General features: G+C 67.6%; 22 protein-coding genes. 8 read left to right on the forward strand and 14 right to left on the reverse strand.

All coding sequences use genetic code 11. The annotated features are described in order from the left end of the window. Window positions 1–101: 101 nt before the first annotated feature. The 7 genes from QE385_RS13910 to ubiA form a co-directional block, all read right to left on the reverse strand. Window positions 102–1,727 (reverse strand): alpha-D-glucose phosphate-specific phosphoglucomutase, encoded by a 1,626-nt coding sequence (locus QE385_RS13910; RefSeq protein ID WP_307102801.1) that lies wholly within the window; start codon window positions 1,725–1,727, stop codon window positions 102–104. After that, complete coding sequence (gene glgA / locus QE385_RS13915) at window positions 1,724–3,175, reverse strand: glycogen synthase GlgA (RefSeq protein ID WP_307102803.1); 1,452 nt, start codon at window positions 3,173–3,175, stop codon at window positions 1,724–1,726. Before glgA ends, QE385_RS13910 begins: the two co-directional genes overlap by 4 nt. Window positions 3,176–3,183: 8 nt before the next feature. Next, on the reverse strand, window positions 3,184–4,446 hold the full coding sequence (gene glgC / locus QE385_RS13920) for a glucose-1-phosphate adenylyltransferase (protein ID WP_307102805.1): 1,263 nt from the start codon (window positions 4,444–4,446) through the stop codon (window positions 3,184–3,186). Between the two features lie 78 nt (window positions 4,447–4,524). Beyond that, the gene (gene glgB / locus QE385_RS13925; RefSeq protein WP_307102807.1) at window positions 4,525–6,678 is read right to left on the reverse strand and encodes a 1,4-alpha-glucan branching protein GlgB; all 2,154 of its coding nucleotides are present in this window, start codon (window positions 6,676–6,678) and stop codon (window positions 4,525–4,527) included. Beyond that, entirely contained in the window at window positions 6,675–9,107 is a 2,433-nt protein-coding gene (locus tag QE385_RS13930; RefSeq protein WP_307102809.1) for a glycogen/starch/alpha-glucan phosphorylase, read from the reverse strand. The genes glgB and QE385_RS13930 overlap by 4 nt, the downstream gene beginning before the upstream one ends. A 90-nt stretch (window positions 9,108–9,197) precedes the next feature. Continuing rightward, window positions 9,198–10,508, reverse strand: coding sequence for an Nramp family divalent metal transporter (locus QE385_RS13935; protein ID WP_307102811.1), 1,311 nt, complete (start codon window positions 10,506–10,508; stop codon window positions 9,198–9,200). A gap of 153 nt (window positions 10,509–10,661) precedes the next feature. Then, window positions 10,662–11,570: a 4-hydroxybenzoate octaprenyltransferase gene (gene ubiA, locus QE385_RS13940; RefSeq protein WP_307102812.1), complete on the reverse strand. Its 909-nt coding sequence runs from the start codon at window positions 11,568–11,570 to the stop codon at window positions 10,662–10,664. 29 nt (window positions 11,571–11,599) lie between these two features. On the opposite strand from ubiA, the gene QE385_RS13945 reads away from it, so the two are divergent. Beyond that, entirely contained in the window at window positions 11,600–11,803 is a 204-nt protein-coding gene (locus QE385_RS13945; RefSeq protein ID WP_307102815.1) for a hypothetical protein, read from the forward strand. A gap of 71 nt (window positions 11,804–11,874) precedes the next feature. Here the strand turns inward: QE385_RS13945 and QE385_RS13950 are convergent, their stop codons facing one another. Further along, the gene (locus QE385_RS13950) at window positions 11,875–12,882 is read right to left on the reverse strand and encodes a glycosyltransferase family 2 protein (protein ID WP_307102817.1); all 1,008 of its coding nucleotides are present in this window, start codon (window positions 12,880–12,882) and stop codon (window positions 11,875–11,877) included. A 125-nt stretch (window positions 12,883–13,007) separates the two neighbouring features. Continuing rightward, window positions 13,008–13,775, reverse strand: coding sequence for a polyphosphate kinase 2 (ppk2, locus tag QE385_RS13955; RefSeq protein WP_307102819.1), 768 nt, complete (start codon window positions 13,773–13,775; stop codon window positions 13,008–13,010). Window positions 13,776–13,852: 77 nt separating this feature from the next. Between ppk2 and QE385_RS13960 the strand changes: the two genes are divergently transcribed. Beyond that, the gene (locus QE385_RS13960; RefSeq protein ID WP_307102821.1) at window positions 13,853–14,596 is read left to right on the forward strand and encodes a 16S rRNA (uracil(1498)-N(3))-methyltransferase; all 744 of its coding nucleotides are present in this window, start codon (window positions 13,853–13,855) and stop codon (window positions 14,594–14,596) included. A 45-nt stretch (window positions 14,597–14,641) separates the two neighbouring features. Then, complete coding sequence (locus QE385_RS13965; RefSeq protein WP_307102823.1) at window positions 14,642–16,015, forward strand: glutamate--cysteine ligase; 1,374 nt, start codon at window positions 14,642–14,644, stop codon at window positions 16,013–16,015. 90 nt (window positions 16,016–16,105) lie between these two features. On the opposite strand, the gene QE385_RS13970 is transcribed toward QE385_RS13965, so the two are convergent. After that, a complete protein-coding gene (locus QE385_RS13970) occupies window positions 16,106–17,374 on the reverse strand; it encodes an isoprenylcysteine carboxylmethyltransferase family protein (protein WP_307102825.1) in 1,269 nt (422 codons plus the stop codon). Between the two features lie 38 nt (window positions 17,375–17,412). Further along, window positions 17,413–17,877, reverse strand: a complete 465-nt coding sequence (locus tag QE385_RS13975; protein ID WP_307102826.1) for a hypothetical protein — start codon at window positions 17,875–17,877, stop codon at window positions 17,413–17,415. Window positions 17,878–18,037: 160 nt separating this feature from the next. On the opposite strand from QE385_RS13975, the gene QE385_RS13980 reads away from it, so the two are divergent. Beyond that, on the forward strand, window positions 18,038–18,241 hold the full coding sequence (locus QE385_RS13980) for a hypothetical protein (RefSeq protein WP_307102828.1): 204 nt from the start codon (window positions 18,038–18,040) through the stop codon (window positions 18,239–18,241). Between the two features lie 30 nt (window positions 18,242–18,271). Here the strand turns inward: QE385_RS13980 and QE385_RS13985 are convergent, their stop codons facing one another. Then, window positions 18,272–18,952, reverse strand: a complete 681-nt coding sequence (locus QE385_RS13985) for a tRNA (guanosine(46)-N(7))-methyltransferase TrmB (protein ID WP_307102830.1) — start codon at window positions 18,950–18,952, stop codon at window positions 18,272–18,274. Window positions 18,953–19,016: 64 nt separating this feature from the next. Between QE385_RS13985 and QE385_RS13990 the strand changes: the two genes are divergently transcribed. Next, on the forward strand, window positions 19,017–19,826 hold the full coding sequence (locus QE385_RS13990) for a formate/nitrite transporter family protein (RefSeq protein ID WP_307104733.1): 810 nt from the start codon (window positions 19,017–19,019) through the stop codon (window positions 19,824–19,826). A 48-nt stretch (window positions 19,827–19,874) separates the two neighbouring features. Here the strand turns inward: QE385_RS13990 and metK are convergent, their stop codons facing one another. After that, window positions 19,875–21,074 (reverse strand): methionine adenosyltransferase, encoded by a 1,200-nt coding sequence (metK, locus tag QE385_RS13995; protein ID WP_307102832.1) that lies wholly within the window; start codon window positions 21,072–21,074, stop codon window positions 19,875–19,877. 41 nt (window positions 21,075–21,115) lie between these two features. Then, the gene (lnt, locus tag QE385_RS14000) at window positions 21,116–22,654 is read right to left on the reverse strand and encodes an apolipoprotein N-acyltransferase (protein ID WP_307102834.1); all 1,539 of its coding nucleotides are present in this window, start codon (window positions 22,652–22,654) and stop codon (window positions 21,116–21,118) included. 410 nt (window positions 22,655–23,064) lie between these two features. On the opposite strand from lnt, the gene QE385_RS14005 reads away from it, so the two are divergent. The 3 genes from QE385_RS14005 to QE385_RS14015 are packed head-to-tail and all read left to right on the forward strand — an operon-like array spanning window position 23,065 to window position 24,466. Beyond that, window positions 23,065–23,496 carry a VOC family protein gene (locus QE385_RS14005; RefSeq protein WP_307102837.1) on the forward strand — a complete coding sequence of 144 codons (432 nt, stop codon included), beginning with the start codon at window positions 23,065–23,067 and terminating at the stop codon, window positions 23,494–23,496. After that, window positions 23,493–23,795: a polyhydroxyalkanoic acid system family protein gene (locus tag QE385_RS14010; protein WP_307102839.1), complete on the forward strand. Its 303-nt coding sequence runs from the start codon at window positions 23,493–23,495 to the stop codon at window positions 23,793–23,795. The genes QE385_RS14005 and QE385_RS14010 overlap by 4 nt, the downstream gene beginning before the upstream one ends. 41 nt (window positions 23,796–23,836) lie before the next feature. Continuing rightward, on the forward strand, window positions 23,837–24,466 hold the full coding sequence (locus QE385_RS14015) for a LysE family translocator (protein ID WP_307104734.1): 630 nt from the start codon (window positions 23,837–23,839) through the stop codon (window positions 24,464–24,466). The last annotated feature ends 2 nt before the right edge of the window (window positions 24,467–24,468 follow it).

The following is a 24,468-nucleotide window of genomic DNA, read 5'->3' on the forward strand; positions in this document are numbered from 1 at the left end:
GCCGCGAAGCGGTGGTGGAGGGGTGTCCCCGCTGATGGTGACACCCCTCCGTCAGTCCTGCGGACTGCCACCTCCCCTTGCAGGGGAGGAAGAAGGTGGGATCACGTCACCACATCGGGTTCGGTGCGGCCGGTATGCTGGGTGATGCCGGCGATCTCGTCCGCCGCGGCGATGATGTCGGCGAGCATCTCGGGCGTCTCGCGGTCAAGTTCGTCGGCCGAGTAACGCTCCAGATAGACGCGCAAGGTCGCACCGCTGGTGCCGGTGCCCGACAGGCGGAACACCACGCGGCTGCCACCCTCGAACAGCACGCGAATGCCCTGGTTGCGGCTGACCGACTGGTCGGTCGGGTCGGTATAGGCGAAGTCGTCCGCCGTCTCGACCGTCAGCCCCGCGAAACTCTCGCCCGGCAGGGTCGGCAGCTTGGCGCGCAGATCGGCCATCAGCGCATCGGCGCGCTCGCTCTCGACACCCTCATAGTCGTGGCGCGCATAGTAATTGCGGCCATAGGTCGCCCAGTGATCGCGCGCGATCTGGTCGACCGACTTGCCCGAGGCGGCAAGGATGTTGAGCCAGAGCAGCACCGCCCACAGCCCGTCTTTCTCGCGGACATGGTCCGAGCCGGTGCCGGCGCTCTCCTCGCCACAGATGGTCGCCATGCCAGCGTCGAGCAGGTTGCCGAAAAATTTCCACCCCGTCGGCGTCTCATAGGCCGGGATGCCCAGCTTCTCGGCCACCCGGTCGGCGGCGGCGCTGGTCGGCATCGAGCGGGCGATGCCCTTCAGCCCACCGGCATAGGCAGGCGCCAGATGCGCGTTCGCCGCCAGCATCGCCAGGCTGTCCGAGGGCGTGATGAACCGCCCGCGCCCGATGATGAGGTTGCGGTCGCCGTCCCCGTCCGAGGCCGCGCCGAAATCGGGCGCGTCCGCCGCCATCATCCGGTCGTAGAGTTCCTTGGCATGGACCAGATTGGGGTCGGGATGATGCCCGCCGAAATCGGGGAGGGGCGTGCCGTTGCGCACGGTGCCGGGCGCGAAGCCCAGCCGCTTTTCCAGGATCTCGGTCGCATAGGGGCCGGTCACCGCGCTCATCGCGTCGAACGACATGGTGAAGCCGCCCTCGACCGCGCGTCGGATCGCGGCGAAGTCGAACAGGCTCTCCATCAGCGCGGCATAATCGGCGACCGGGTCGATCACCTCGACCGTCATGTCGCCGACCGTCACCTCGCCCAGCGTGTCGAGATCGATGTCCGCCGCCTCGACGGTCAGCCAGCGGCTGATCGCCTTGGTATTGGCGTGGATCGCGTCGGTCACCTTCTCCGGGGCGGGGCCGCCATTGGAGATATTGTACTTGATGCCGAAGTCCTCGTCCGGCCCGCCCGGATTGTGGCTGGCCGACAGGACCAGGCCGCCCAGGGCCTTGCGCTGGCGGATCACGTTGCTGGCCGCCGGGGTCGACAGGATGCCGCCCTGGCCGACCACGACGCGGGCAAAGCCGTTCGCGGCAGCCATGCGGATCGCGACCTGGATCACCTCGCGGTTCAGGAAGCGGCCGTCGCCACCGATGACCAGCGTCTGGCCGGTCTTCTCATCGCCCAGCGCGTCGAAGACCGACTGGACGAAATTCTCGGCGTAATGGGGTTGCTGGAACACCCGCACCTTCTTGCGCAGGCCCGAGGTGCCCGGCTTCTGGTCGAGATAGGGCTGAGTCGCGACGGTCTTGATCATTGGTCCCCCAAGACGGATCGGTAGAGTTCGGCATAGTGGCGGCCGCTATGGTGCCAGCTATAATCGGCATTCATGCCATTCACCTGAATGGTACGCCATTGGTCTTGATCGGCATAGAGTCTCATTGTGCGACGCAGCGCCGCGACGATATTGTCGGGGGTCATGTCGTCGAACTGAAGGCCCGTCGCGACTCCGGCGGCCAGCGCGGCCTCGTTGGCGTCGATGATCGTGTCGGCCAGCCCGCCGGTCCGCGCGACCACGGGCACGCAGCCATAGGCCAGGCCGTAAAGCTGGGTCAGTCCGCACGGCTCGAAGCGCGAGGGGATGATGATCGCGTCGCAACCCCCTTGCAGCAGATGCGAGACCGGCTCGTCATAACCGATGCGCACCGAGACGCGGCCGGAATGGCGCAGCGCGGCGGTGGCGAAGGCGATCTCCAGTGCCGGGTCGCCGGTGCCCAGCACGACCAGCCGTCCGCCCATCGCGACCAGATCGTCGATGACCTCGACCAGCAGGTCCATGCCCTTTTGCCAGGTCAGGCGGCTGATGACGGTGAAGATCGGGCCGTCATCCCGCTCCAGCCCGAACTGCTCCTCGACCGCGCGCTTGTTGGCGACGCGATCGTCCAGCGTGTCGACGGTGAAGGGGGCGGGCAGCGCGGCGTCGGCCCTGGGGCTCCAGATGGCGGGGTCGATACCGTTGACGATCCCGCTGACGCATTCGGCGCGGGCGGCGATCAGCCCTTCCAGCCCCATGCCATATTGCGGCCGGTGGATTTCCTCAGCGTAGGTCGGGCTGACCGTGGTGATCGCATCGGCGGTGCGCAGTCCCGCCTTCAGATAGCCGATCTGGCCGTAATATTCGACGCCGTCGACGCTCCACGCATAAGGCGGCAGGCCCAGATCGGGGAAGTGGTGCGCCGCGAACGAGCCCTGAAAGGCGATATTGTGGATGGTGACGATGCTCTTGGCGACCTTGCCGGGGCCGGGGGCATAATGGAGAAAGGCCGGGGCCAGCGCCGCCTGCCAGTCATGCGCATGGAGCAGGTCGAAGTCATAGCCCGGCACCGCGCCCGAGGCGAGGTCGGCGCCTGCCCGCGCCAGCACCGCGAAACGCCGCCAATTGTCGTGCCAGTCATGGCCGTCGGTATCGACATAGGGGAGCCCCTCGCGCTCATAGAGATGGGGCGCGTCGATGACGAGCAGCCGATGCTCGCCGATCCGGGCCTCGCGCAGCCAGGCCTCGGTGCCGATAATGTGCGGGAAGTGATGCACGCGCGGTGCGTCGCCGATCGCGCGCATGACCTTGGGAAAGCCGGGGATCAGCGTGGTGACGGCGATGTCATGGGGGCTGAGCGCCTCGGGCAGCGCCCCCACGACATCGGCGAGGCCGCCGGTCTTGATGAGCGGGAACGCTTCCGAGGCGACCGACAGGACAGAGAGGGTCATGGGGACTTTCAGTTGGCCAGACGGTCGATCATCGGCTGGGTGATGAGGCAGATGCCCTTGTCGGTGCGCCGGAAACGCTGTCCGTCGAGCACCGGATCGTCGCCGACCACCAGCCCGTCGGGAATCCTGACGCCGCGATCCAGGATCACCCGCCGCAGCCGCGCGCCGCGCCCGATATGGCAGAAGGGCAGGACCACCGCCTCGTCCAGCATCGCGAAGCTGTGGGTGCGAACCCCGGTCGACAGCAGCGAGCGGTGGATGGACGATCCCGACACGATGCAGTCGCCCGCGACCAGGCTGGCCACCGCCGATCCGCGTCGTCCGTCGATGTCATGGACGAACTTGGCGGGGGGCGTGATCTCCGCATAGGTCCAGAGCGGCCAGCTGCGGTCGTACAGGTCGAGCTGTGGCACCACGTCGGTCAGGTCCAGGCTGGCCTCCCAATAGGCGTCGACCGTGCCGACATCGCGCCAATAGGCGCCGGGCTCGTCGCTGGAGCGCACGCAGCTGGCGGAGAAGCGGTGCGCCTGGGCTTTGCCGTGCGCGACCAGATAGGGGATGATGTCCTTGCCGAAGTCGCGGCTCGACCCCGGCGTCTCGGCATCGCGGCGGAGCTGTTCGAACAGGAAGGCGGTGCGGAAGACATAGATGCCCAGCGACGCCAGCGACACGTCCGGATTGCCGGGGATGGATGGCGGATCGGCGGGCTTTTCGACGAAATCGACGATGCGGTCGGTCTCATCGACATGCATCACGCCAAAGGCGCTCGCTTCGGTCCGCGTCACCTCCAGACAGGCGACGGTGACGTCGGCGCCACTGTCGCAATGCTGCTGGAGCATCAGCTCATAGTCCATCTTGTAGACATGGTCGCCCGCCAGGATGACCATGAATTCGGGCGCATAGCTCTCGATGATGTCGATATTCTGGAACACCGCGTCGGCGGTGCCCTCATACCATTGGAATTCGCTGATCCGCTGGCTGGCGGGCAGGATGTCGAAGCTCTCGTTGCGTTCGTCGCGCAGGAAGTTCCAGCCGCGCTGGAGATGGCGGATCAGCGAATGCGCCTTGTACTGGGTCGCGACGCCGATGCGGCGGATGCCCGAGTTGATCGCGTTGGACAGGGCGAAGTCGATGATCCGCGCCTTGCCGCCGAAATAGACGGCGGGCTTGGCGCGGGTATCGGTCATCTCCATCAGGCGACTGCCGCGGCCGCCCGCCAGCACATAGGCCATGGCATCGCGCGCCAGCGGTTGTCCGCGCCTCAGGTCCATCGTCCGTCTCCCATTCGTCTGTCCGTATCGCAACGCGCCGGCCACGCGTTGATATTCGTGAAAAGGTCTAAATCTGGATCATCCGTCGAACCGCAGGATGACGGTGGCGAGCGGCGGCAGGGTGATCCAGGCCGCGCCGTCGCTGGCATCCACGCCCCCCATATTGCCCAGCCCCGATCCCCAATATTGGGCCGCGTCGGAGTTCAGCACCTCGGTCCAGCGGCCGTCATGCGGCAGCGGCAGGCGATAGGGCGCGCGGGCGACCGGGGTCATGTTGGCGACGACCGCGACCGGCTTTTCGCCCGGTGCCTTGCGCAGCCAGGCGAAGACCGAATGCGCGCTGTCGTCGGCGACCAGCCATTCGAACCCCTCGGGCTCGCAGTCGCGGGCGTGGAGCGCGGGCGTCTCGCGGTAGAGATGGTTGAGGTCGCGGACCAGCGAGCGGACGCCCTCATGCGCATGGCTGGTGCGCAGATGCCAGTCGAGCGCGCGCGCCTCCGACCATTCCTCGCGCTGGGCGAATTCCTGGCCCATGAACAGCAGCTTCTTGCCCGGATAGCCCCACATGAAGGCGTAATAGGCGCGCAGGTTCGCGAATTTCTGCCAGTCGTCGCCTGCCATCTTGGTCAGCAGGCTGCCCTTGCCGTGCACCACCTCGTCATGGCTGAGCGGCAGGACGAAATTCTCGTCGAATGCGTAATGCAGCCCGAACAGGATCTCGCCATGATGGTGCCGCCGATGCACCGGCTCGCGCGCCATATATTGGAGTGTGTCGTGCATGAAGCCCATGTTCCACTTGAACCCGAAGCCCAGCCCGCCGTCATGCGCGGGGGCGGAGACGCCGGGCCAGGCGGTGGACTCCTCGGCGACGGTGAAGACGCCGGGATGCTGGCCGTAAACCTGCCGGTTGACTTGGCGGAGAAACTCGACCGCTTCCCAATTCTCGCGGCCGCCCTGTTCGTTGGGCACCCATTCGCCGTCCTTGCGGCTGTAATCGCGGTAGAGCATCGAGGCGACGGCATCCACGCGAAGCCCGTCGATATGGTAACGTTCGGGCCAGAACAGCGCGTTGTTGACCAGGAAGCTTGCCACCTCGCGCCGCCCGAAATTATAGATGGCGGTGTTCCAGTCGGGATGGAAACCCTGGCGCGGGTCCTCATGCTCGTAGAGCGCGGTGCCGTCGAAATGCGACAGCCCATGCGCGTCGGTGGGGAAGTGCGCGGGCACCCAGTCGAGGATCACGCCGATCCCGGCCCGGTGCGCGCCGTCGACGAAGCGCGAAAACCCCTCCACATCGCCGAACCGCGCCGAGGGGGCGTAGAGGCCGGTCGTCTGATAGCCCCAGCTGGGGTCGTAAGGATGCTCGGAAATGGGCAGGAATTCGATATGGGTGAACCCCATCTCGACCACATAGGGGATCAGCCGGTCGGCCAGCGCGTCCCAGCCGAGATACCAGCCATTCTCGTCGCGGTCCCAGGATCCGGCATGAACCTCATAGATGCTGATCGGCACGCGGCGCGGATCGACGCCCGCCCAATGCTCGCGATGCTCCTTGTCTTGCCAGCGATGCTCGGGCGGGGCGGTGGTGATCGAGGCGGTCTTGGGGCGGAGTTCGGCGGCGAAGGCGAAGGGGTCGGCCTTCATCGGCTGTTCGGCGCCGTGGGGCCCGTGGATCGCGAATTTGTAGGCGCGCCCCTCGCCGATATCGGGGATGAAGATTTCCCAGACGCCGACATCCAGGCGGCGGCGCATGACGTGGCGGCCGGGGTTCCAGTCGTTGAAGTCGCCGACCACCGCCACCCGCTCGGCATTGGGGGCCCAGACCGCGAAGTGGACGCCCGCCACGCCCTGATGCTCGATCAGATGCGCGCCCATCTTGTCATAGAGGCGGAAGTGATTGCCTTCGCCCATCAGGAAATCGTCGAGCGGCCCCAGCACCGGGCCGAAGCTGTAGGGGTCGGTGATCCACCATTCCGCGCCGTGTCCGCTGGCGCAATATTTGACCGGCTGCGGCTCGCCCGTCACCGCGCCCTCGAACAGCCCGCGCGCGTCGACCTGCTTCAGTTCGCCCAGCCGGGTGCCCGCCAGATCGAAGGCGGTCACCCGTTCCGCCCCCGGCACCACGGCGCGAAGGAACGTGCCGCCCGGTCCCTGATGAGGTCCCAGCAACGCGAAGGGATCGGCGTTGCGGCCCTCGATCAGGGCTTCCAGAGCGGCACGGGGTGGCTTCACATCACGTTCCAGATTTCCTCGGCATATTGCCGGATGGTGCGATCGGAGGAGAACCATCCGACTTTCGCGACATTGTGGATGGCCGAGGTCGCCCAGCCCGCCTGGTCCTGCCAGCGGGTATCGACCTGGCGCTGCGCGGCGGCATAGGCATCGAAATCGGCGGCGACCATGAACCAGTCGCCATCGTACAGCCCGCCCATCAGCCCGGCATAACGGCCGGGATCGTCGGGCGAGAACACGCCCGAGGCGATGGCAGAGACGGCCTGGCGCAGCTCCGGGCTGCCCTCGATCACTTCGCGCGGGTTGTAGCCGTCGCGGCGCTTGGCGGCGACCTCGTCGGCGGTCAGGCCGAAGATGACGATATGATCGTCGCCGACATGCTCCTTGATCTCGACATTGGCACCGTCGAGCGTGCCGATGGTCAGCGCGCCGTTGAGCGCGAACTTCATGTTGCCGGTGCCCGACGCCTCCATGCCCGCGGTCGAAATCTGTTCGGACAGGTCGGCGGCCGGGATGATCTTCTCGGCCAGGCTGACATTGTAGTTGGGCACGAAGCCGACCTTCAGCAGATGGCCGACGCTGGGGTCCGAATTGATCCGGCGGGCGACGTCGTTGGCCAGTTTGATGACCAGCTTGGCATTGTGATAGCTCGACGCCGCCTTGCCCGCGAACAACTTCACGCGCGGGGTCCAGTCGCGTTCCGGATGGCTGCGAATCTGGTCGTAGAGCGCTACCGTCTCGATGATGTTCAGCAGCTGGCGCTTATATTCGTGGATGCGTTTGATCTGGACGTCGAACAGCGCATCGGGGGCCACGCGCAACCCGGTCGACTCTTTGAGATAATTTGCCAGCCCCACCTTGTTGGAACGTTTGATGGCGAGAAACCGTTCCCTGAAATTCGCGTCGTCCGCAAATTCCGTGAGCGCTATCAGTTTTTCCGCGTCATCCTCGAAGCCTGGCCCGATCGCCTCGCGGATCAGCGCGGTGAGTTGCGGGTTGCATTGCTGCAACCAGCGGCGCGGGGTGATGCCGTTGGTCTTGTTGTTGATCCGCGTCGGATAGAGGTGGTGCAGGTCGGCGAAGACCGTCTTCTTCATCAACTCGGTATGCAGCGCGGCGACGCCGTTGACGCTGTGGCTGCCCGCAAAGGCCAGGTTCGCCATGCGCACCCGGCGCTCGCCGCTCTCGTCGATCAGGCTGATCGCGGCGATGGCGCGGTCGTCCACGCCCTCCATCGCCCGCGCCTCGCGCAGGAGCTTGGCGTTGATCGCATAGATCAGCTGCATGTGACGCGGCAGCAGCCGCTCGAACAGGTGCAGCGGCCAGCTTTCCAGCGCCTCGGGCAGCAGCGTGTGGTTGGTATAGCCGAAGGTGCGGCGGGTGATGTCCCACGCCTGTTCGAACCCCAGGTCGTGATGATCGACCAGCAGCCGCATCAGCTCGGCGACCGACACCGCCGGATGGGTGTCGTTCAGCTGGATCGCCGCCTTGTCGGGCAGGGTGCGGATGTCGTGGAAATACTGAATATGCCGCCGGACGATGTCCTGGATCGAGGCGGAGGAGAAGAAATATTCCTGCCGCAGCCGCAGCTCCTGGCCGGCGGGCGAGCTGTCCGAGGGATAGAGGATGCGGACCAGCGTCTCCGCCGCCAACTGTCCCGCCAGCGCGCCGGTATAATCGCCCGCGTTGAACCGATCGAGCCGGATGGGGTCGATCGCCTGCGCGGTCCATAGCCGCAGCGTGTTGACCCGCTTGCCGCGCCAGCCGACGACGGGGGTGTCGACCGCGATCGCCTCGATCGCCTCGCCGGGCTTCCAGTGGACCGCGCCCGTCTCGGTGCCCACCACCTCGCCGCCGAAGCCGACGAAATAGGCGCTCTCGCGACGTTCGAACTCCCAGGGATTGCCGTGGCTCAGCCAGGTTTCGGGCAGCTCGACCTGCCAGCCATCGTCGATCCGCTGGCGGAACATGCCGTTCACATAGCGGATGCCATAGCCGTAAGCGGGCAGGTCGAGGCTGGCGAGGCTTTCCATGAAGCAGGCCGCCAGTCGCCCCAGGCCGCCATTGCCCAGCGCGGCGTCGGGTTCCATCTCCTCCAGATCGGCCAGGTTGACGCCCAGCGACTGGAGCGCGCCGGCCACCTGCGCCATCACCCCCAGATTGGACAGCGCGTCGCGCAGCAGCCGTCCGATCAGGAATTCCAGGCTGAGATAATAGACGCGCTTGGCGCCCGCCGCATGCGCCTCGCGGGTGGAGGCCATCCAGCGTTCGATGATGTCGTTGCGCACGGTCAGGATGGTTGCGGCCAGCCAGTCGTGGCGGCGGGCATTGGCGGCATCCTTGCCGATCCGGTGGACCAGCGTGTCGACGATCGCATCGGCCAGCGGCCCGGTATCGTCGACGTGCAGGGTGGTGATGGTGGTCGTCATTGATTCGGCGATCCCTGTGTCCCAGTTCTCGCCAGATTAACGGGGCCCGATCCGAAGTCACGCGCCAACCACTCGCCACCGCGAAACCATTCAGCCGGTGGCGATTCCCCAGAGCAGGGTGAGGTTGAGGACGATGATCGTCGCCGCGATGATCCAGGCCAGAACGCGCAGCCAGACCGGGCTGGCGAACGGCCCCATCATGGCCTTGTTCGCGGTGAAGCGGACCAGCGGCACCACGGCGAAGGGCAGTTGCAGGCTGAGGATCACCTGGCTGAGCACGAGGAGCCTGGTCGCCCCCGCCTGGCCGCTGGCGCCGACGACCAGCACGGCGGGAATGATCGCGAGGCCGCGGGTGATCAGCCGCCGCAGCCAGGGCGCGAGCCGGAGGTCGAGGAAGCCCTCCATCACGATCTGCCCCGCCAGCGTCCCCGTCACGGTCGAATTCTGGCCCGAGGCGAGCAGCGCCACGCCGAACACCACGCTCGCCGCGCCCGCACCCAGCATGGGGGCGAGCAGGCGATAGGCCTGGTCGATCTCGGCGACGTCGGTGCGGCCCGCGACATGGAAGGTCGCCGCTGCCACGATCAGGATCGCGGCATTGATGAAGAAGGCGAAGAACAGCGCCACCGTGCTGTCGATCGTCGCCATCTTGATGGCGTCGCGCTTGCCCTCGGTCGTCAGGCCGAAGGCGCGGGTCTGCACCACCGAGGAATGGAGGTAGAGATTGTGCGGCATCACCGTCGCACCGAGGATGCCGATGGCGATGTACAGCATCGCCGGATCGGTCACGATCCGCGTCGTGGGCACGAACCCCGCCAGCACCGCGCCCGGATCGGGGCGCGAGGCGATCAGCTCATAGAGGAAGCAGCCGCCGATGATGAGGAGGAGCGCGATGATGAACGCCTCGACCTTGCGGAAGCCGTAACGCTGGAGCGCGAGGATCAGGAAGACGTCGAATCCGGTGATCAGCACGCCCCAGACCAGTGGCAGGTCGAACAGCAGTTGCAACGCGATGGCGGTGCCCAGCACCTCGGCCAGGTCGCAGGCGATGATCGCAATCTCGCAGAGCAGCCACAGGATGCGCGAGACCGGCTTGGAATAGGCCGCCCGGCACGCCTGCGCCAGGTCCAGCCCGGCGGCGATGCCCAGCCGCGCCGACAGCGCCTGGAGGATCATCGCCATGATGTTGGACAGCAGGATGACCGACAGCAGCGCATAGCCATAGGCCGATCCGCCCGCGATGTCGGTCGCCCAGTTGCCGGGGTCCATATAGCCGACCGCGACCAGATAGCCCGGCCCCGCAAAGGCGAACAGCCGCCGCAGGAAGGACGCACCTTCCGGGATGGCGATCGAGCGATGGCTTTCGGCAAGCGAGCGGGTGGCGGGCGTGGCTACGGTCATCGACCTTCAGATGTGACGGAGTTTCCGCAACGCGACAACCCGCCAAAGCGTTGCGCGAGATCAAGGCAGGGCCGTCATCCCGGCGAAGGCCGGGATCTGTGGCGATGATCGGATGTCCTCTCGAAAAGGCCCCAGCCTGCGCTGGGGCGACGGTCAGCCTGTGCTCCCCACCACCGCACAGGCCAGCGCCATCAGCAGCCCGGCGAAGCGGTTCGAGCGGAACCGGTACAGCGCCCCGGCCCCATCATCGGGCGTCAGCGTCGCGACCTGCCATCCCAAATGCAGCGCGACAGGCGCCAGCGCGGCGACCGCCAGCACGTCCGGCCGCACCAGCCAGATCGCTCCCGCCCAGCACAGCAGCGCCACCGCATAGAAGGCGCCCACGCCCGGCTTCACATAGGCCCCCATGCGCAGCGCCGAGGAGCGCACGCCGATCAGCGCATCGTCCTCGCGGTCCTGCAGCGCATAGATGGTGTCATAGCCGATCACCCAGGCGATCGACCCGGCATAGAGCAGCCAGAGCGGCGCGGAGAGCGCGCCCGCCACCTCGGCCCAGCCGACCAGCGCGGCCCAGCTGAACACCATGCCCAGCCAGGCCTGCGGCCACCAGGTGATCCGCTTCATGAAGGGATAGGCGGCGACGGGCGCCAGGCTGGCGAGCGCGACGAGGGCGGCCAGCGGGCGCAGCTGCACCAGCACGACCAGCCCGATCAGGCAGAGCGCGACCAGCCAGATCGCGGCCAGCTTCACCGATACCAGGCCGGAGGGGATGGGCCGCGCGCGGGTTCGGGCGACCTGCGCGTCCAGATCGCGGTCGACAATGTCGTTGAAGACGCACCCTGCGCCGCGCATCGCGATCGATCCCAGCAGGAACCACAGGATCAGCGGCCAGCGATCCGGCAGGCCGCCCGCCAGCGCGATCGCCCAGACGCCGGGCCAGAACAACAGCCACCAGCCGATCGGCCGGTCGAACCTGGCCAGCAGCGCCAGCCCGCGCAGGCGGGGCGGCAATCGCCCGACCAGTCCCTTATGTTCGCTATCGGGTACGATCTCGATGGTCATTCGCATCGCCTATGGGGGCGACCCGTGGCGTGCAAGCCCGTTCGCGGCTATCCTGCGTCCGTGATCCTCCCGCCATCTTCCGTTTCATGATTGGCCTGTCGGTCGCCGTCGGCCGCTTCGTCGAGGCCCTGTTCTGGGCGATCCTGCGCGTGGCGGGGATGGTGGGCGGCGTCGTACTGGCCGTGGCGCTCGCCCTCGCGCTGGCCTGGTGGCTGATCCGGCGGCGGCGCTAGGACCGATCCCTTCCTTCCCTCTCCCCTGGACAGGGGAGAGGGAAGGAAGGCATTGCTGAATGTCGATCCGCCTAGGCCGCCAGCGTCGCCAGTTGCGAGCGGACGATGTCGAGGCTCTGCTGCGCCAGATGGCTGCCGCGCCCGGCGACGCTGCCGTCCAGGTCGGGGCGCTCGCCGATGGCCAGACAGCGTTCCCATGCGCTTTGCGCCAAAGGCAGCCAATGGCCGATCGCCTGTGCCGGATCGGCCATCGCCTGGTCGAACAGCACATCCCCCAGCACATAGAAATAATCGGGCGACTCGGGCCATTGTCCGAATTCGGCATCGGCCAGCGCCACCGCATCGGGGAGCCGCCCCGCGCAGGAGAGGAGCGGGATGGCGGCGGTGACCAGGGCGTGCCGCCAACCCGCCTCGCGCGGAGCCGTCGCCAGCGCGCGCATCACGTAATCGCATGCCATCGGCAGGTCGCGACGCGCCTGGGCCTCCATGCCGAACTGGAACATCAGATAGGGGTTGTTGGGCTGCTCGGCGAGTTCGCGCAGCAGCAGCGCATAGTTGCGGTCGCGCTTCCTGACCTTCTGGGCGGCAAGATAGCCGTCATGGCCGATGTGCAGCGGGATGCGCGCCTGGGGGGCGAGGGAGACGACCTGTTCATGGACCCGCCCCTCGTAACGGGCACCGCGCGGCAGCAATCGCGGAATCCAGCAGCGCGTCGGGTCGGCGCTGCCCTCCACGGCATTCTCGATACAGGCAAAGCCCAGCCGCGGCGGCCCGGCGCACCAGCGGCGCAGCCGCTTGCCGCCATCGCGAATCCACTCGTCGGCGTCGAGCACCAGGTTCCAGTCGGCATCGGCCAGGTCCAGCACATGGTTGCGCGCGGCGGCGAAGTCGTCGGGCCAGGGCAGGTGATGTACCTCGGCCCCCGCCGCCTGCGCGATGGCGACGGTGTCGTCGGTCGACCCGGTGTCGAGCACCACCATGCGGTCGACCCAGGGGGCGATGCTCGACAGGCAGCGGGCGATGCAGCGTGCCTCGTTGCGGGCGATCAGCGTCGCGGCGATCCGCGGGGAGGAAGGCATTGGGGTCGGTCCTCGATGAGGGCGTTTGCCGGGATAAAGCCATGCCTTGGTAAAGATCGGCCTAAGAGGCGGCCCGAAAACGTCCCGTGGTCACGCGTCCGGGGCACCGGCCCGCGCGCCGCCGCCTATCGTGCCAGCCGACCATCCTCCAGCGCGGCCATGTCGAACGCGAACAGCAGTTCGGGGTCAGGCGCGTCGACCGTGTCGGCGATTTTGGCGGGCGCGATGCGGTGGAGGATGTGGCGGATGATCGCGATCCGCGCGTCCTTCTTGTCGTCGGCGCGCACCACATGCCACGGTGCGAAGGGGGTGTGGGTGCGGGTCAGCATCGTGTCGCGCGCCGCCGAATATTCGGCCCATTTGGCCTGTGCGACCTTGTCCATGTCGGACACCTTCAGCGCCTTGAGCGGATCGGTCCGCCGGGCCTCCAGCCGTTCCGCCTGCTCCTTCTTCGAGATGTCGAGCCAGATCTTGACCAGCCGGATGCCGCTTTCGACCAGCATCCGTTCGAAATCGGGCGCGTCGCGCAGGAACGCCTCCTGCTCGGTGGCGGTGGAAAAGCCCATCACGACCTCGACGCCGGCGCGGTTGTACCAGCTGCGGTTGAAGATCACGATCTCGCCCGCTGCGGGCAGATGCGCGACATAGCGCTGGAAATACCATTGGGTGCGTTCGCGATCGGACGGCTTGGGCAGCGCGACGACGCGGGTCGCGCGGACCGAGAGATGTTCGGTGATCCGCTTGATCGTCCCGTCCTTGCCCGCGCCGTCGCGGCCCTCCAGCACGATGACGACGCGCTCGTCCGATTGGGCGTCCGAACCCGTCATCGCCATCTGGGTGCGGACCAGCGCCAGTTGCAGCGCTTCGAGTTCTTCCTGGTAATGCTTGCCCATTCGTGCCTCCTTGGCATGAAGAAACACCCGAAACCGCAAAAGTGGCAAGCCGCGCGCGAGCCGTGTAAGCGGACCCCATGCCCGCTACTCCCGCCTGGCCGCCGCAATCCACGCCCCGCCTGTTCGTCGACCAGATGCTGGCCGAGGGGCCGATCCGCATCGACGGACCCGCCGCGCATTATCTGGTCTCGGTGATGCGCACCAAGGTCGGCGATCCGGTCAAGCTGTTCGACGACCGGACCGGCGAATGGCTGGGCGTTGCGGCCTCGGTGGGCAAGCGTGACCTGACGCTGGACGTGACCGAGATGTTCCGCGCGCGCGAGGCTGTGCCCGATCTGTGGCTGTGCGCCGCGCCGCTGAAGAAGGGGCGGGTCGACTGGCTGGCCGAAAAGGCGTGCGAACTGGGCGTGGCGCGGCTGGTCCCCGTCGTCACCCGCCGCACCGTGGTCGACAAGCCCAATACCGAGCGGCTGCGCGCGCACATGATCGAGGCGGCCGAGCAATGCGGCCGCACCGCGCTTCCGCAAGTCGCCGAGCCGGTGAAGCTGCCCGCGCTGCTGCGCGACTGGCCCGAAGGTCGCGCGCTGTTCTTCGCCGACGAGACGGGCGGCGTGCCCGCGCTGGAGGCGATGCGCGCGCATGACGGCCCGGCGGCGATCCTGATCGGGCCGGAGGGCGGCTTCGACGCCGAGGAACGCGCGGCGATCCGCGCGCATCCGGGCGCGATCGGCATCGGCCTGGGGCCGCGTATCCTGCGCGCCGACACGGCGGCGGCGGCGGCGGTGTCCCTCTGGATGGCGGCGGCGGGCGACTGGCGTTGATTCAGCCTATGGCGTCTCCGCGCGCGCCCGCGTAAGGCGCGGTTCATGAGCACCAAGACCGCGAGCACCGCCAAGGGCGCCATCATCGAGTCGCGCGATCAGCTGATCGCAAGCTTTGCCCGCGGCGAGAAGCCGAGCGACCGCTGGCGGATCGGCACCGAGCACGAGAAGTTCGTCTATGCGCTGGGCGATCATCACGCCCCCTCCTATGACGAGGCGTCGGGCATCCGCGCGCTGCTGGGCCAGCTCGAACAATATGGCTGGGCCCCGGTCCTCGAGGGCGGCAACGTCATCGCGCTGACCGGCGCCGACGGCTCGATCAGCCTGGAGCCCGCCGGGCAGTTCGAGCTGTCGGGCGCGCCGCTCGACAATCTGCACCAAACCTGTGCCGAGACGGGCCGCCACCTGCAACAGGTGAAGGCGGCGGGCGACACGCTGGGCCTGGGCTTTCTGGGGCTGGGCATGTGGCCGGACAAGACCCGCGCCGAGCTGCCGATCATGCCCAAGGGGCGCTATGCGATCATGCTGCGCCACATGCCGCGCGTCGGCTCGCTCGGGCTGGACATGATGCTGCGGACCTCGACCATCCAGGTGAACCTGGATTACGCGTCCGAGGCCGACATGGTGAAGAAGTTCCGCGTCGGGCTGGCGTTGCAGCCGCTGGCAACCGCGCTGTTCGCCAACTCGCCCTTCACGGAAGGGAAGCCCAACGGCAAGCTGTCCTTCCGCAGCCATATCTGGTCGGACACCGACCCCGCGCGCACCGGCATGCTGCCCTTCGTGTTCGAGGACGGGTTCGGCTATGAGCGCTATGCCGACTATGCGCTCGATGTGCCGATGTACTTCGTCTACCGCGACGGAAAATATATCGACGCGGCCGGGCTGTCCTTCCGCGACTTCCTGAAGGGCGAGCTGTCGGTCCTGCCGGGCGAGCGGCCGACGATCGACGACTGGAACGATCATCTGTCGACCGCCTTTCCCGAGGTGCGGTTGAAGACCTTCCTCGAGATGCGCGGGGCCGATGGCGGTCCCTGGAACCGCATCTGCGCGCTGCCCGCGCTGTGGGTCGGATTGCTGTACGACGATGCGGCGCTCGATGCCGCCTGGGATCTGGTCAAGGGCTGGTCGCTGGACGAGCGGCAGGCGCTGCGCGACGCGGTGCCCGAGCTGGCGCTGGATGCCCCGCTGCCGGGCGGCGGGCGGCTGCGCGACATTGCGGGCGAAGTGCTCGACATCGCCCATGCCGGGCTGGCGGCGCGCGGGCGGCTGAACGGGGCGGGGGATAACGAGACCGGCTTCCTCGACCCGCTGCGCGAGATCGTCCGCTCGGGCAAGGTGCCCGCGCAGGTGCTGCTCGATCGCTATCACGGCGAATGGGGCGGGGACATCTCGCGGGTCTATGGCGAGGCGAGCTTCTGAGGGAGTCGCCTGGGCTTCGACTTCGCTCAGCCTGAACGGATCATAGGGGAAAACCTCCGTTCAGTCTGAGCGAAGTCGGAGGCCAAGGGCTCAACCCCGCCCCGAAACCCACCGAAAGAAACGCGGCACCAGCCCGTACCGCGCCATCCAGTCATCATAATCCCGATACGCCGGATCGGCCGACAGATGCCGCTCCTCGGTCTTCGCGCGCCAATAATAGATCCCGCTGACCACGCCGAGCAGCAGCGTGCTGCGCATCGCATCCCCCCAGCTTCCGGTCGACAGGACGGGCACGGTCGCGATCCACCAGAAGATGTTCTTCGACAGATAGGCCGGATGCCGCGACACCGCATAGGGGCCATGGGTCAGGATGCCCCGGTGCGTCAGGTTGGAGAAGCGAAGCCCGAACGCCACCGTCGCCCAGGCATAGATGGCGGTCAGCGCCACCAGCACTGCACCGATCGCGGCCAGCACCACCGGATGCCCGGCGAACCAATGGCTCCACGGCGCGGTGCCGGGTCGATAGTCGAGCGGTCCGCCATCGGTCATCAGGATCGTCGGCGGGTAGCAGATCAGCGCCGCCATCCACGCCGCCGCATAGGGATTGGCCGAGCGGATATGCGCATCGAGCGGTCGCATGGTCAGCATATAACCGACCGTCGCAAAGGCCACGTCGATCAGGAACATCAGCGTGATCAGCCAGTTGGCCAGCGCCACCGGATCGCGCATCAGGGTCGGCAGGTCGCCGTCGACAAAGGCGGCAAATCCCCCCGGCACCACCCCGAGCATGAAGGCCAGGAAAAAGGTCTTCACCCCCCAGGCACGCAGATGCGCATGGATCGCCTGCGGCTCGGCGCCCTTCTGCCCGGTTAGCCAGGCCCCCAGGCTCCAAGCGCCGTCCCTGGGCTCGACCAGCCGCCGGTCTAGCCACAGGACATAGGGGATCGACCCCAGGAACAGCACGGGCGCCAGCCATCCCAGGCACCACATGGCAAAGGCGAAGCTGCCCTGCCAATAGAAGCGGAACGTCATGTAGATCAGCGCGATACCCGCAAAGGTCGCCCAGAAACCGGCCAGCTTGGTCAGGCTGATGTCCAGCGTCTCGCGGGGCTGGCGTGGATTGGCCCAGTCGATCCCGGTCGAGGGGTTGCGATGCACCCGGTCGACCAGCAGCGACCACAGGATCATCGGCACCGCCACGGCGACCAGATGGGTCAGCGCGGCATAGGGCCCGTCGAGATGGCGGTAATAGGCAAAGCCGAGCCAGGCCAGCGATCCCGCCAGCCCCGCCAGCCCCACACCATGTCCGACCGCCGAGGCGGGGCGGGGCGGGCGGGGCGGGGCGGCGACTTCGGACATCAGGCGGGCACCCCTAGCGCAATTTGGTAAGCGAGGCGTTAGGCCGGATCGACCTCGGGCTCCGTTTCCAGGATTCGCCGGATTTCATCCTGTTCGATCCCGAACGCCGCGGCCAGTCCGCCCAGCGACGCGCCCCGCTTGGCCAGTTCGCGAATCCGCCCCTCATCGACCAGCGTGGCATAGCCGCGCGTGTCGCGTTGCTCGCGCACCACGTCCTTGCGACCCGAGGTGCGGTGACGCTTGGCGGCGGCGGCGTGCGGGTCGCGCGCGGCGGCGGCCATTTCCTGCTCGCGCCGGGCGGTCCGCTCGGCCTCGCGCGCGGCCGTGTCGCGCACGCGATTGGCCATGCGGGCCTCCATCCGGTCGGCCATAATCGCGGCCCGCTCGCCCGCCCGGGCTTCGCGCGCCTTCGCACGGGCGGCGGCCCGTTCCTCCAGACTGTCGTTCGTGCGCACGCGCAATCCGCCGCGCGGTGGGGACACGCCCCAGCTGTCATCGACCAAGATTCAGGCTTTCTACCATCATATCCGCGCCCGGCTCTATAGCGCCACGCCCCCGTCGTGCCAGTCCCGATCGGCGAACCCGTAACGGCAGGGCGCGACGAGGCAACCGCAACGCGATCCGCTTGTTATCTCCGATAATAATCCAGGATGGGAGGATGCGATGGACCCGATGTTCGACCCGGATCTGATCGAATATATGGACGATGCGACCCTGCTGACCGCGCTGGCCACCATAACGGTCGCGCCGGAGCGCGGCGACCGCACCGTCATCCTCGCCGAGATCGCCCGGCGCGACCTTGGGCCGCTGACGGTCGCGCGCGACCCGGCACCGACCACGCCGATGATCGCCCAACTGCGCGCCTGACCGCCCAGGGCCATCAGGCGCGCGCCGCCGTCACTGGCGGATATACCGGAAATACCACACCTCATGCCCCTGCCGCCGGGCCTTGCGCTCGTAACGGGTTTCGGGCCAGTCGGCGGGGCGGGTGAGGAAGTCGGCGGGGGTTCGCGCCTGCCAGGTGAAGTCGGCCCGCGCGTTCATGATCATCATCGACCAGTGGCAATAGGTCGGATCGTCGGTGCCCAGCCGGAATTCGCCGCCCGATTTCAGCTTGCGGGCGATGGTGTCGAGCGGACCGTGGTTCATCATCCGGCGCTTGGCGTGGCGCGCCTTGGGCCAGGGATCGGGATGGAGCAGGTAGACGCGGTCGAGGCTGGCATCGGGCAGCCGCTCGATCACCTCCAGCGCGTCGCCCATGTGCAGGCGGACATTGGTCAGGTCGCGGTCGCGGATATGGCCCAGCGCGCCGACCACCCCGTTCAGGAACGGCTCGCAGCCGATGAAGCCGGTGCCCGGCGTCGCCTCGGCCTGGCCCGCCAGATGCTCGCCCGCGCCGAAGCCGATCTCGACCTGGAGCGGGCGCGCGTCGCCGAACAGCCGCACGGCGTCGAGCGGGCCGTCCTCAGGCACGCTGAGGGTGGGCAGCATGTCCTCGACCAGCGCGGCCTGACCTTGGCGCAGCTTATGGCCCTGTCGCCGGCCATAGAGGCGGCGGATCGTCGTCGGATCGTTCATCGCGCGCCCTTAGCGCGGGGAGGGGGCGGGAGCCAAGACCGTGCGCGCGCGTTGCTGGCGGGGAATGGATCAGGATGACAGCAAAGCCGAGGGCAAGGCGCAGAAAGCCGCCGATGCCAAGGACCTCCACCGTGCGGTGCGCGAGGCGGGGGAGAGCGAGCTCGACCGCCCCGCGGGCGCGCTGTTCTGGTCGGGGCTGGCGGCGGGAATCGCGATCCACAGCTCGCTGATCGCCGAGGGCGCGCTGCATGCGGGTTTGCCCGAGGCACCGTGGCGCGAGCTGGTTACGGCGCTCGGCTATCCGGTCGGGTTCCTCGTCGTGATCCTGGGGCGGATGCAGCTGTTCACCGAGAGCACGATCACCGCGATGCTGCCGCTGGTGACCAGGCCATCGGGCTGGGCGTTGCAGCGGACGCTGCGGCTGTGGGGGATCGTGCTGTTCGCCAATCTGATCGGCACCGCGCTCGCCGCCGGGATGGTCGCGGGCGGGGCGCTGGGCAATCCCGAGATTCGCGAGGCGATGATCGCGGTGTCGGCGGGCATTCTGGAGCTGAACGGGTGGCAGACGTTCATCAACGCCATCCCCGCCGGTTTCCTGATCGCGGTGGTCGCCTGGATCCTGCCCAATGGCCGGAACCAGGCCTTCTGGATCATCCTGGCGATCACCTATGTCATCGCGATCGCCGGGTTCAGCCATTCGATCGTCGGCGCGGACGAGACGTTCCTGCTGGTCTTCACCGGGAAGGTCACGATCGAACAGGCCGTGTTGGGGCTGATGCTTCCGGCGATCCTCGGCAATCTGGTCGGCGGGGCGGGTCTGTTCACGCTGCTGGCGCATGGCCAGGTGCAGGGCGAGACGCCGGACCAGCCATGAAAAAGGGGAGCCGAAGCTCCCCTTTCGCGTCATTCCTCGGTGATCGGATCAGGCGACGGCGGCCTTGATCCGGTCGACCAGATCGGTCTTTTCCCAGGTGAACAGCGCGCCTTCGGCTTCGCGGCCGAAATGGCCATAGGCGGCGGTCTTGGAATAGATCGGCGCGTTGAGCTTCAGGTGCTCGCGAATGCCCTTGGGCGTCAGGCGAACCAGCTTGGGCAGCGCTGCCTCCAGCTTGGCTTCCTCGACGGTGCCGGTGCCGTGCAGGTCGACATAGACCGACAGCGGCTCGGCGACGCCGATCGCATAGGACAGCTGGATGGTGCAGCGCTTGGCCAGGCCCGCCGCGACGACGTTCTTGGCGAGATAGCGCGCGACGTAAGCCGCCGAGCGGTCGACCTTGGTCGGGTCCTTGCCGCTGAACGCGCCGCCGCCATGCGGAGCCGCGCCGCCATAGGTGTCGACGATGATCTTGCGGCCGGTCAGGCCGGCGTCACCGTCCGGGCCGCCGATTTCGAACAGGCCGGTCGGATTGACGTAGATCTGCTTGTCCTCGGGCAGCCAGCCTTCGGGCAGGATTTCGGTCAGCACCGACTTCACATAGTCGCGAAGCTTGGCCTGGCCCGCCTCGTTCGACAGCTCGGCCGAATGCTGGGTCGACACGACGATCGCGGTCGCGCGGACCGGCACGCCGTTTTCGTATTGGAGCGTCACCTGGCTCTTGGCGTCGGGCTCCAGGAAGGGGGCCGCGCCCGAGTGGCGGTCGGCCGCCATCTTTTCCAGGATCTTGTGGCTGTAATAGAGGGTGGCGGGCATCAGGCCAGGGGTCTCGTCGGTCGCGTAACCGAACATGATGCCCTGGTCGCCGGCGCCTTCGTCCTTGTTGCCGCTCTCGTCCACGCCCATCGCGATGTGCGCCGACTGGCCGTGCAGGTTGTTCGAGAAGTCGAAATTCGCCCAGTGGAAGCCCGACTGCTCATAGCCGATCCGCTTGACGGTATCGCGCACGGTCTGCTCGATCTCTTCCAGCGCGCCCTCGGCCCACTGGTCGTTCTCGAACACGCCCTTGCAGCGGATCTCGCCCGCCAGCACGACCTTGTTGGTGGTGGTCAGCGTCTCGCACGCGATGCGCGCTTCGGCATCCTTGGACAGGAACAGGTCGACGATCGCGTCGCTGATCTGGTCGGCGACCTTGTCGGGGTGACCTTCGGAAACCGATTCCGAGGTGAAGATGTACGAGTTCCGCATTCCCGTCCTCATAAGGATATAAAGATAGCTTTATATCGGTCCTAGCGGGCGCGGCGGCGGATGGCAACGCCGATCGCGGCCAGCGCCGCCGCGATGGCCAGCGCCAGCATGTTGCCGATCCGCGAAAAGGGCGTCGGCGGCAGGGCGGCGGGCAGCGGGGCCTGCGCCGCGCCGGTCACCAGATGCGGGACGGTCGCGACCAACCGGCCATCGGCGGCGATGATCGCGGAGATGCCGTTGGGCGTGGCGCGCAGGATGGGCAGCGCTTCCTCGATCGCGCGCATCCGCGCCTGCGCCAAATGCTGCGGCGGGCCCCAGCGGCCGAACCAGGCGTCGTTGGACGGGTTGAACAGCAGGCGCGGACGATGTGCCTCGTCCACCACCTGGCCCGAGAAGATGATCTCGTAGCAGAGCTGCACCCCGACCGGCCCGAAATTCGGCACGCGCAGGTTACGGGGGCCGGGGCCCGGGCTGAAATCCATGTCGCCGGGGACCAGCCGCGCCAGGCCCAGCGGCTTGAGCAGCCAAGGCATGGGCAGATATTCGCCATAGGGCACCAGATGCGCCTTGTCATAGCGGCCGGTGATCCGCGCCGCCGGGCTGATCGCGAAGACGCTGTTGGTCGCGCTGACCACCCGGCGGCGATCGGGTGAGAAGTTCAGCGCGGTGCCGCCGACCAGCGCCGTATCGCGCGGGCCCAGCACGCTGGCGATCCGGCGGCGATCCCAGAAGGGCGGGGCATAGTTGAACCCGAAATAGGCCCAGTCGGGATAGCCGTCCTCGATCATGTCGCGCACCACGCCCTCGGGCCAGACGACCAGGCGCGGGCGGGGACCGGGGCGGCCCGACAGCGCGATCAGCCGCTCGAGCATCTCCGGCCCGTCGCTCTCGCCGCGCTGGTCCTGGCTGACATTGGGCTGGACGACGCGGACCAGCGGCGCATCGGCGCCGGGCTCGGGCGCGCGGGTGAGCGGGGCGGACAGGGCGGCGAGCGCGGTCGCGGGCACCATCACGGCGGCCGGGCGCCAGTCCCGGCGCAGCGCCAGCCAGATCGCCCCCGCCAGAAGCACGGTGAGCCCCGACAGCGCATAGGTGCCGACAAAGGCGCTCATCCGCGCCACGCCGATCACCGGCAGCCAGATGACCGACACCGGGTCCCAGGCATAGCCGGTGAACAGCCGCGCGCGCAGATATTCGGTCGCGATCCAGGCCGCGGCGAAGATCAGGACATAGGCGGTGTCGGCCCGCCGTCCGCGAAACCGCCACGCGACGCCCGCCGCCGCCATCGGAAACACCGCGAGATACAGCGCCAGGCCGACCGCCGCGAAATAGCCCAGCACCGGCGGCATCTTGTCCTGAAAGTCGAAGGCGTGCTGGAACCAGTTGTTGTTGACGGTGAAATGCCCGACCCCGAACGCCCAGCCGCGCCACAGCGCCGCCCGCATGGTCGGCGCGTCCTGCACCAGCGCTAGCAGGACGATCAGCCCGGCCAGCATCAGCGGCCAGAGGTCGAGCGGGGCAAAGCCGCAGGCGGCGGCGGCCCCGGCGATCAGGGCGAGGAGGGCGGGATAGCGGGTCACGGCGGCAGGATATGGCGCGTGGTCATGACAGGAGCAATGCGGGAGTTCGCAATCCTCTCTGGGGCCGATCGACATTCAGCGATGCCTTTCCTTCCCTCGCCCCTCGCAGAGGGGAGAGGGTTGCGCAGACTTGGTCTTTGCGAAAGCAAAGGCTTAGTCGGAGCTGGGTGAGGGGTGAATGCGCGCAGCGCGCGAGCCCTTGGGCTCGCTCAACCCCTCACCCAAGCTGCGCTAGCCAGCAGGCTGGCAAGCTTCGCTAACCCTCTCCCCTGTCCAGGGGAGAGGGCAAGAAGACGCAATCGTGAACGTCGATCTGCCCCCGCTCCCTCCACCCCGCTGCGTATGTGCAAGCGAGCCGCGCCGGGGAGGAAAGGGTGGCAAAACGGACCCCGCCTCCCTAGCTTCCCTCCATGACCCTGCGCCCCTTCCACCTCGCCTTCCCGGTCCACGACCTGGCCGCCGCCCGCCATTTCTATGGCGAGATTCTCGGCTGTGCCGAGGGACGTTCGAGCGATCACTGGATCGACTTCGACCTGTTCGGGCATCAGATCGTCGCGCATCTCGATCCCGCCGCGCAGCCGGTCGCGGTGGAGAATGCGGTCGACGGCCATCAGGTGCCGGTGCCGCATTTCGGCGTCGTGCTGACCATGGCGGACTGGCAGGCGCTGGCCGCACGGGTCGAGGCGGCGGGCGTGACGTTCGGCATCGCGCCCTATGTCCGCTTCAAGGGGCAACCCGGCGAGCAGGCGACGATGTTCTTCCGCGACCCCAGCGGTAATGCGCTGGAGTTCAAGGCCTTTGCCGATGATAAGATGCTGTTCGCCACGAAGATGCCCGCATGACCGCGCCCATTTCGCTCGATATCCCGCACAAGCTCGGCAAGGAGGGCGTCCGTCAGCGGCTGGACGGCGGCATCGGCAAGATCGGCCGGATGATCCCCGGCGGCGCCACGGTCGAGCATCGCTGGGACGGCGACACGATGCACTTCACCGTCGGCGCGATGGGCCAGACCATCGGCGCGCAGGCGACCGTCTATGACGACAAGGTCCATGCGGTGGTGAACCTGCCCGCCTTCCTGTCGCTGTTTTCCAGCCAGCTGGAAGCGGTCATCCGGTCGGAGGCGCCCAAGCTGCTGAAGTAAGGGGGCCCGCACGGGTCCATCGGGGGAAAGAGGGGGGAATGATGGCACTGCATACATGGTGGCTCTTTGTCGGGGCCGTGTTCCTCCTGTCGGGCACGCCCGGTCCCAACATGCTGCACATCATGACCCGGTCGGTCGATATGGGGCTGAGGCGCAGCACGGCCGCCATGGCCGGATGCCTGAGCGCGGTGGTGATCGTCCTGGCCGCGTCCGCCGCGGGGCTGACGACCGTGCTGCTGGCGCTGCCCGGCGCGTTCGAGGTGATCCGCTATGCGGGCGTCGCCTATCTGCTGTTCCTGGGGATCAAGGCGTGGCGCGCGGACGTCGCGCCGGTCGATGTCGGTGACGGCGCGATCCCGCCCAGCCTGTCGCACCGCGCGGTCTTTCGCGGCGGTTTCCTGATCGGGATCAGCAACCCCAAGCTGATCCTGTTCGCCGTCGCCTTCCTGCCCCAGTTCATCAATCCCGCCAGAGCCCAGATGCCGCAATTCGCGATCCTGGTCGCCACCTTCGCGGTGATCGAGGGGCTGTGGTATGCGGTCTATGCGCTCGGCGGGCGTTCGCTGTCGCGCTATCTGGGCAGGCCGTCGGTGAAGCGCGCGTTCAACCGCCTGACGGGCGCGATCTTCATGGGCTTCGGCCTGGCGCTGCTGAAGGTGAAACCCGCCTGAGC

Origin of the sequence: Sphingomonas sp. SORGH_AS_0950 (assembly GCF_030818415.1) — a bacterium.
GTDB lineage: Bacteria > Pseudomonadota > Alphaproteobacteria > Sphingomonadales > Sphingomonadaceae > Sphingomonas.

Coding starts and splice junctions, on each gene's coding strand:
- QE385_RS13910 (WP_307102801.1), bottom strand. CDS start 1,727: ATGATCAAGACCGTCGCGACTCAGCCCTATCTCGACCAGAAGCCGGGC.
- glgA (WP_307102803.1), bottom strand. CDS start 3,175: ATGACCCTCTCTGTCCTGTCGGTCGCCTCGGAAGCGTTCCCGCTCATC.
- glgC (WP_307102805.1), bottom strand. CDS start 4,446: ATGGACCTGAGGCGCGGACAACCGCTGGCGCGCGATGCCATGGCCTAT.
- QE385_RS13930 (WP_307102809.1), bottom strand. CDS start 9,107: ATGACGACCACCATCACCACCCTGCACGTCGACGATACCGGGCCGCTG.
- QE385_RS13935 (WP_307102811.1), bottom strand. CDS start 10,508: ATGACCGTAGCCACGCCCGCCACCCGCTCGCTTGCCGAAAGCCATCGC.
- ubiA (WP_307102812.1), bottom strand. CDS start 11,570: ATGACCATCGAGATCGTACCCGATAGCGAACATAAGGGACTGGTCGGG.
- QE385_RS13950 (WP_307102817.1), bottom strand. CDS start 12,882: ATGCCTTCCTCCCCGCGGATCGCCGCGACGCTGATCGCCCGCAACGAG.
- ppk2 (WP_307102819.1), bottom strand. CDS start 13,775: ATGGGCAAGCATTACCAGGAAGAACTCGAAGCGCTGCAACTGGCGCTG.
- QE385_RS13960 (WP_307102821.1), top strand. CDS start 13,853: ATGCCCGCTACTCCCGCCTGGCCGCCGCAATCCACGCCCCGCCTGTTC.
- QE385_RS13965 (WP_307102823.1), top strand. CDS start 14,642: ATGAGCACCAAGACCGCGAGCACCGCCAAGGGCGCCATCATCGAGTCG.
- QE385_RS13970 (WP_307102825.1), bottom strand. CDS start 17,374: ATGTCCGAAGTCGCCGCCCCGCCCCGCCCGCCCCGCCCCGCCTCGGCG.
- QE385_RS13980 (WP_307102828.1), top strand. CDS start 18,038: ATGGACCCGATGTTCGACCCGGATCTGATCGAATATATGGACGATGCG.
- QE385_RS13985 (WP_307102830.1), bottom strand. CDS start 18,952: ATGAACGATCCGACGACGATCCGCCGCCTCTATGGCCGGCGACAGGGC.
- QE385_RS13990 (WP_307104733.1), top strand. CDS start 19,017: ATGGATCAGGATGACAGCAAAGCCGAGGGCAAGGCGCAGAAAGCCGCC.
- metK (WP_307102832.1), bottom strand. CDS start 21,074: ATGCGGAACTCGTACATCTTCACCTCGGAATCGGTTTCCGAAGGTCAC.
- QE385_RS14005 (WP_307102837.1), top strand. CDS start 23,065: ATGACCCTGCGCCCCTTCCACCTCGCCTTCCCGGTCCACGACCTGGCC.
- QE385_RS14010 (WP_307102839.1), top strand. CDS start 23,493: ATGACCGCGCCCATTTCGCTCGATATCCCGCACAAGCTCGGCAAGGAG.
- QE385_RS14015 (WP_307104734.1), top strand. CDS start 23,837: ATGGCACTGCATACATGGTGGCTCTTTGTCGGGGCCGTGTTCCTCCTG.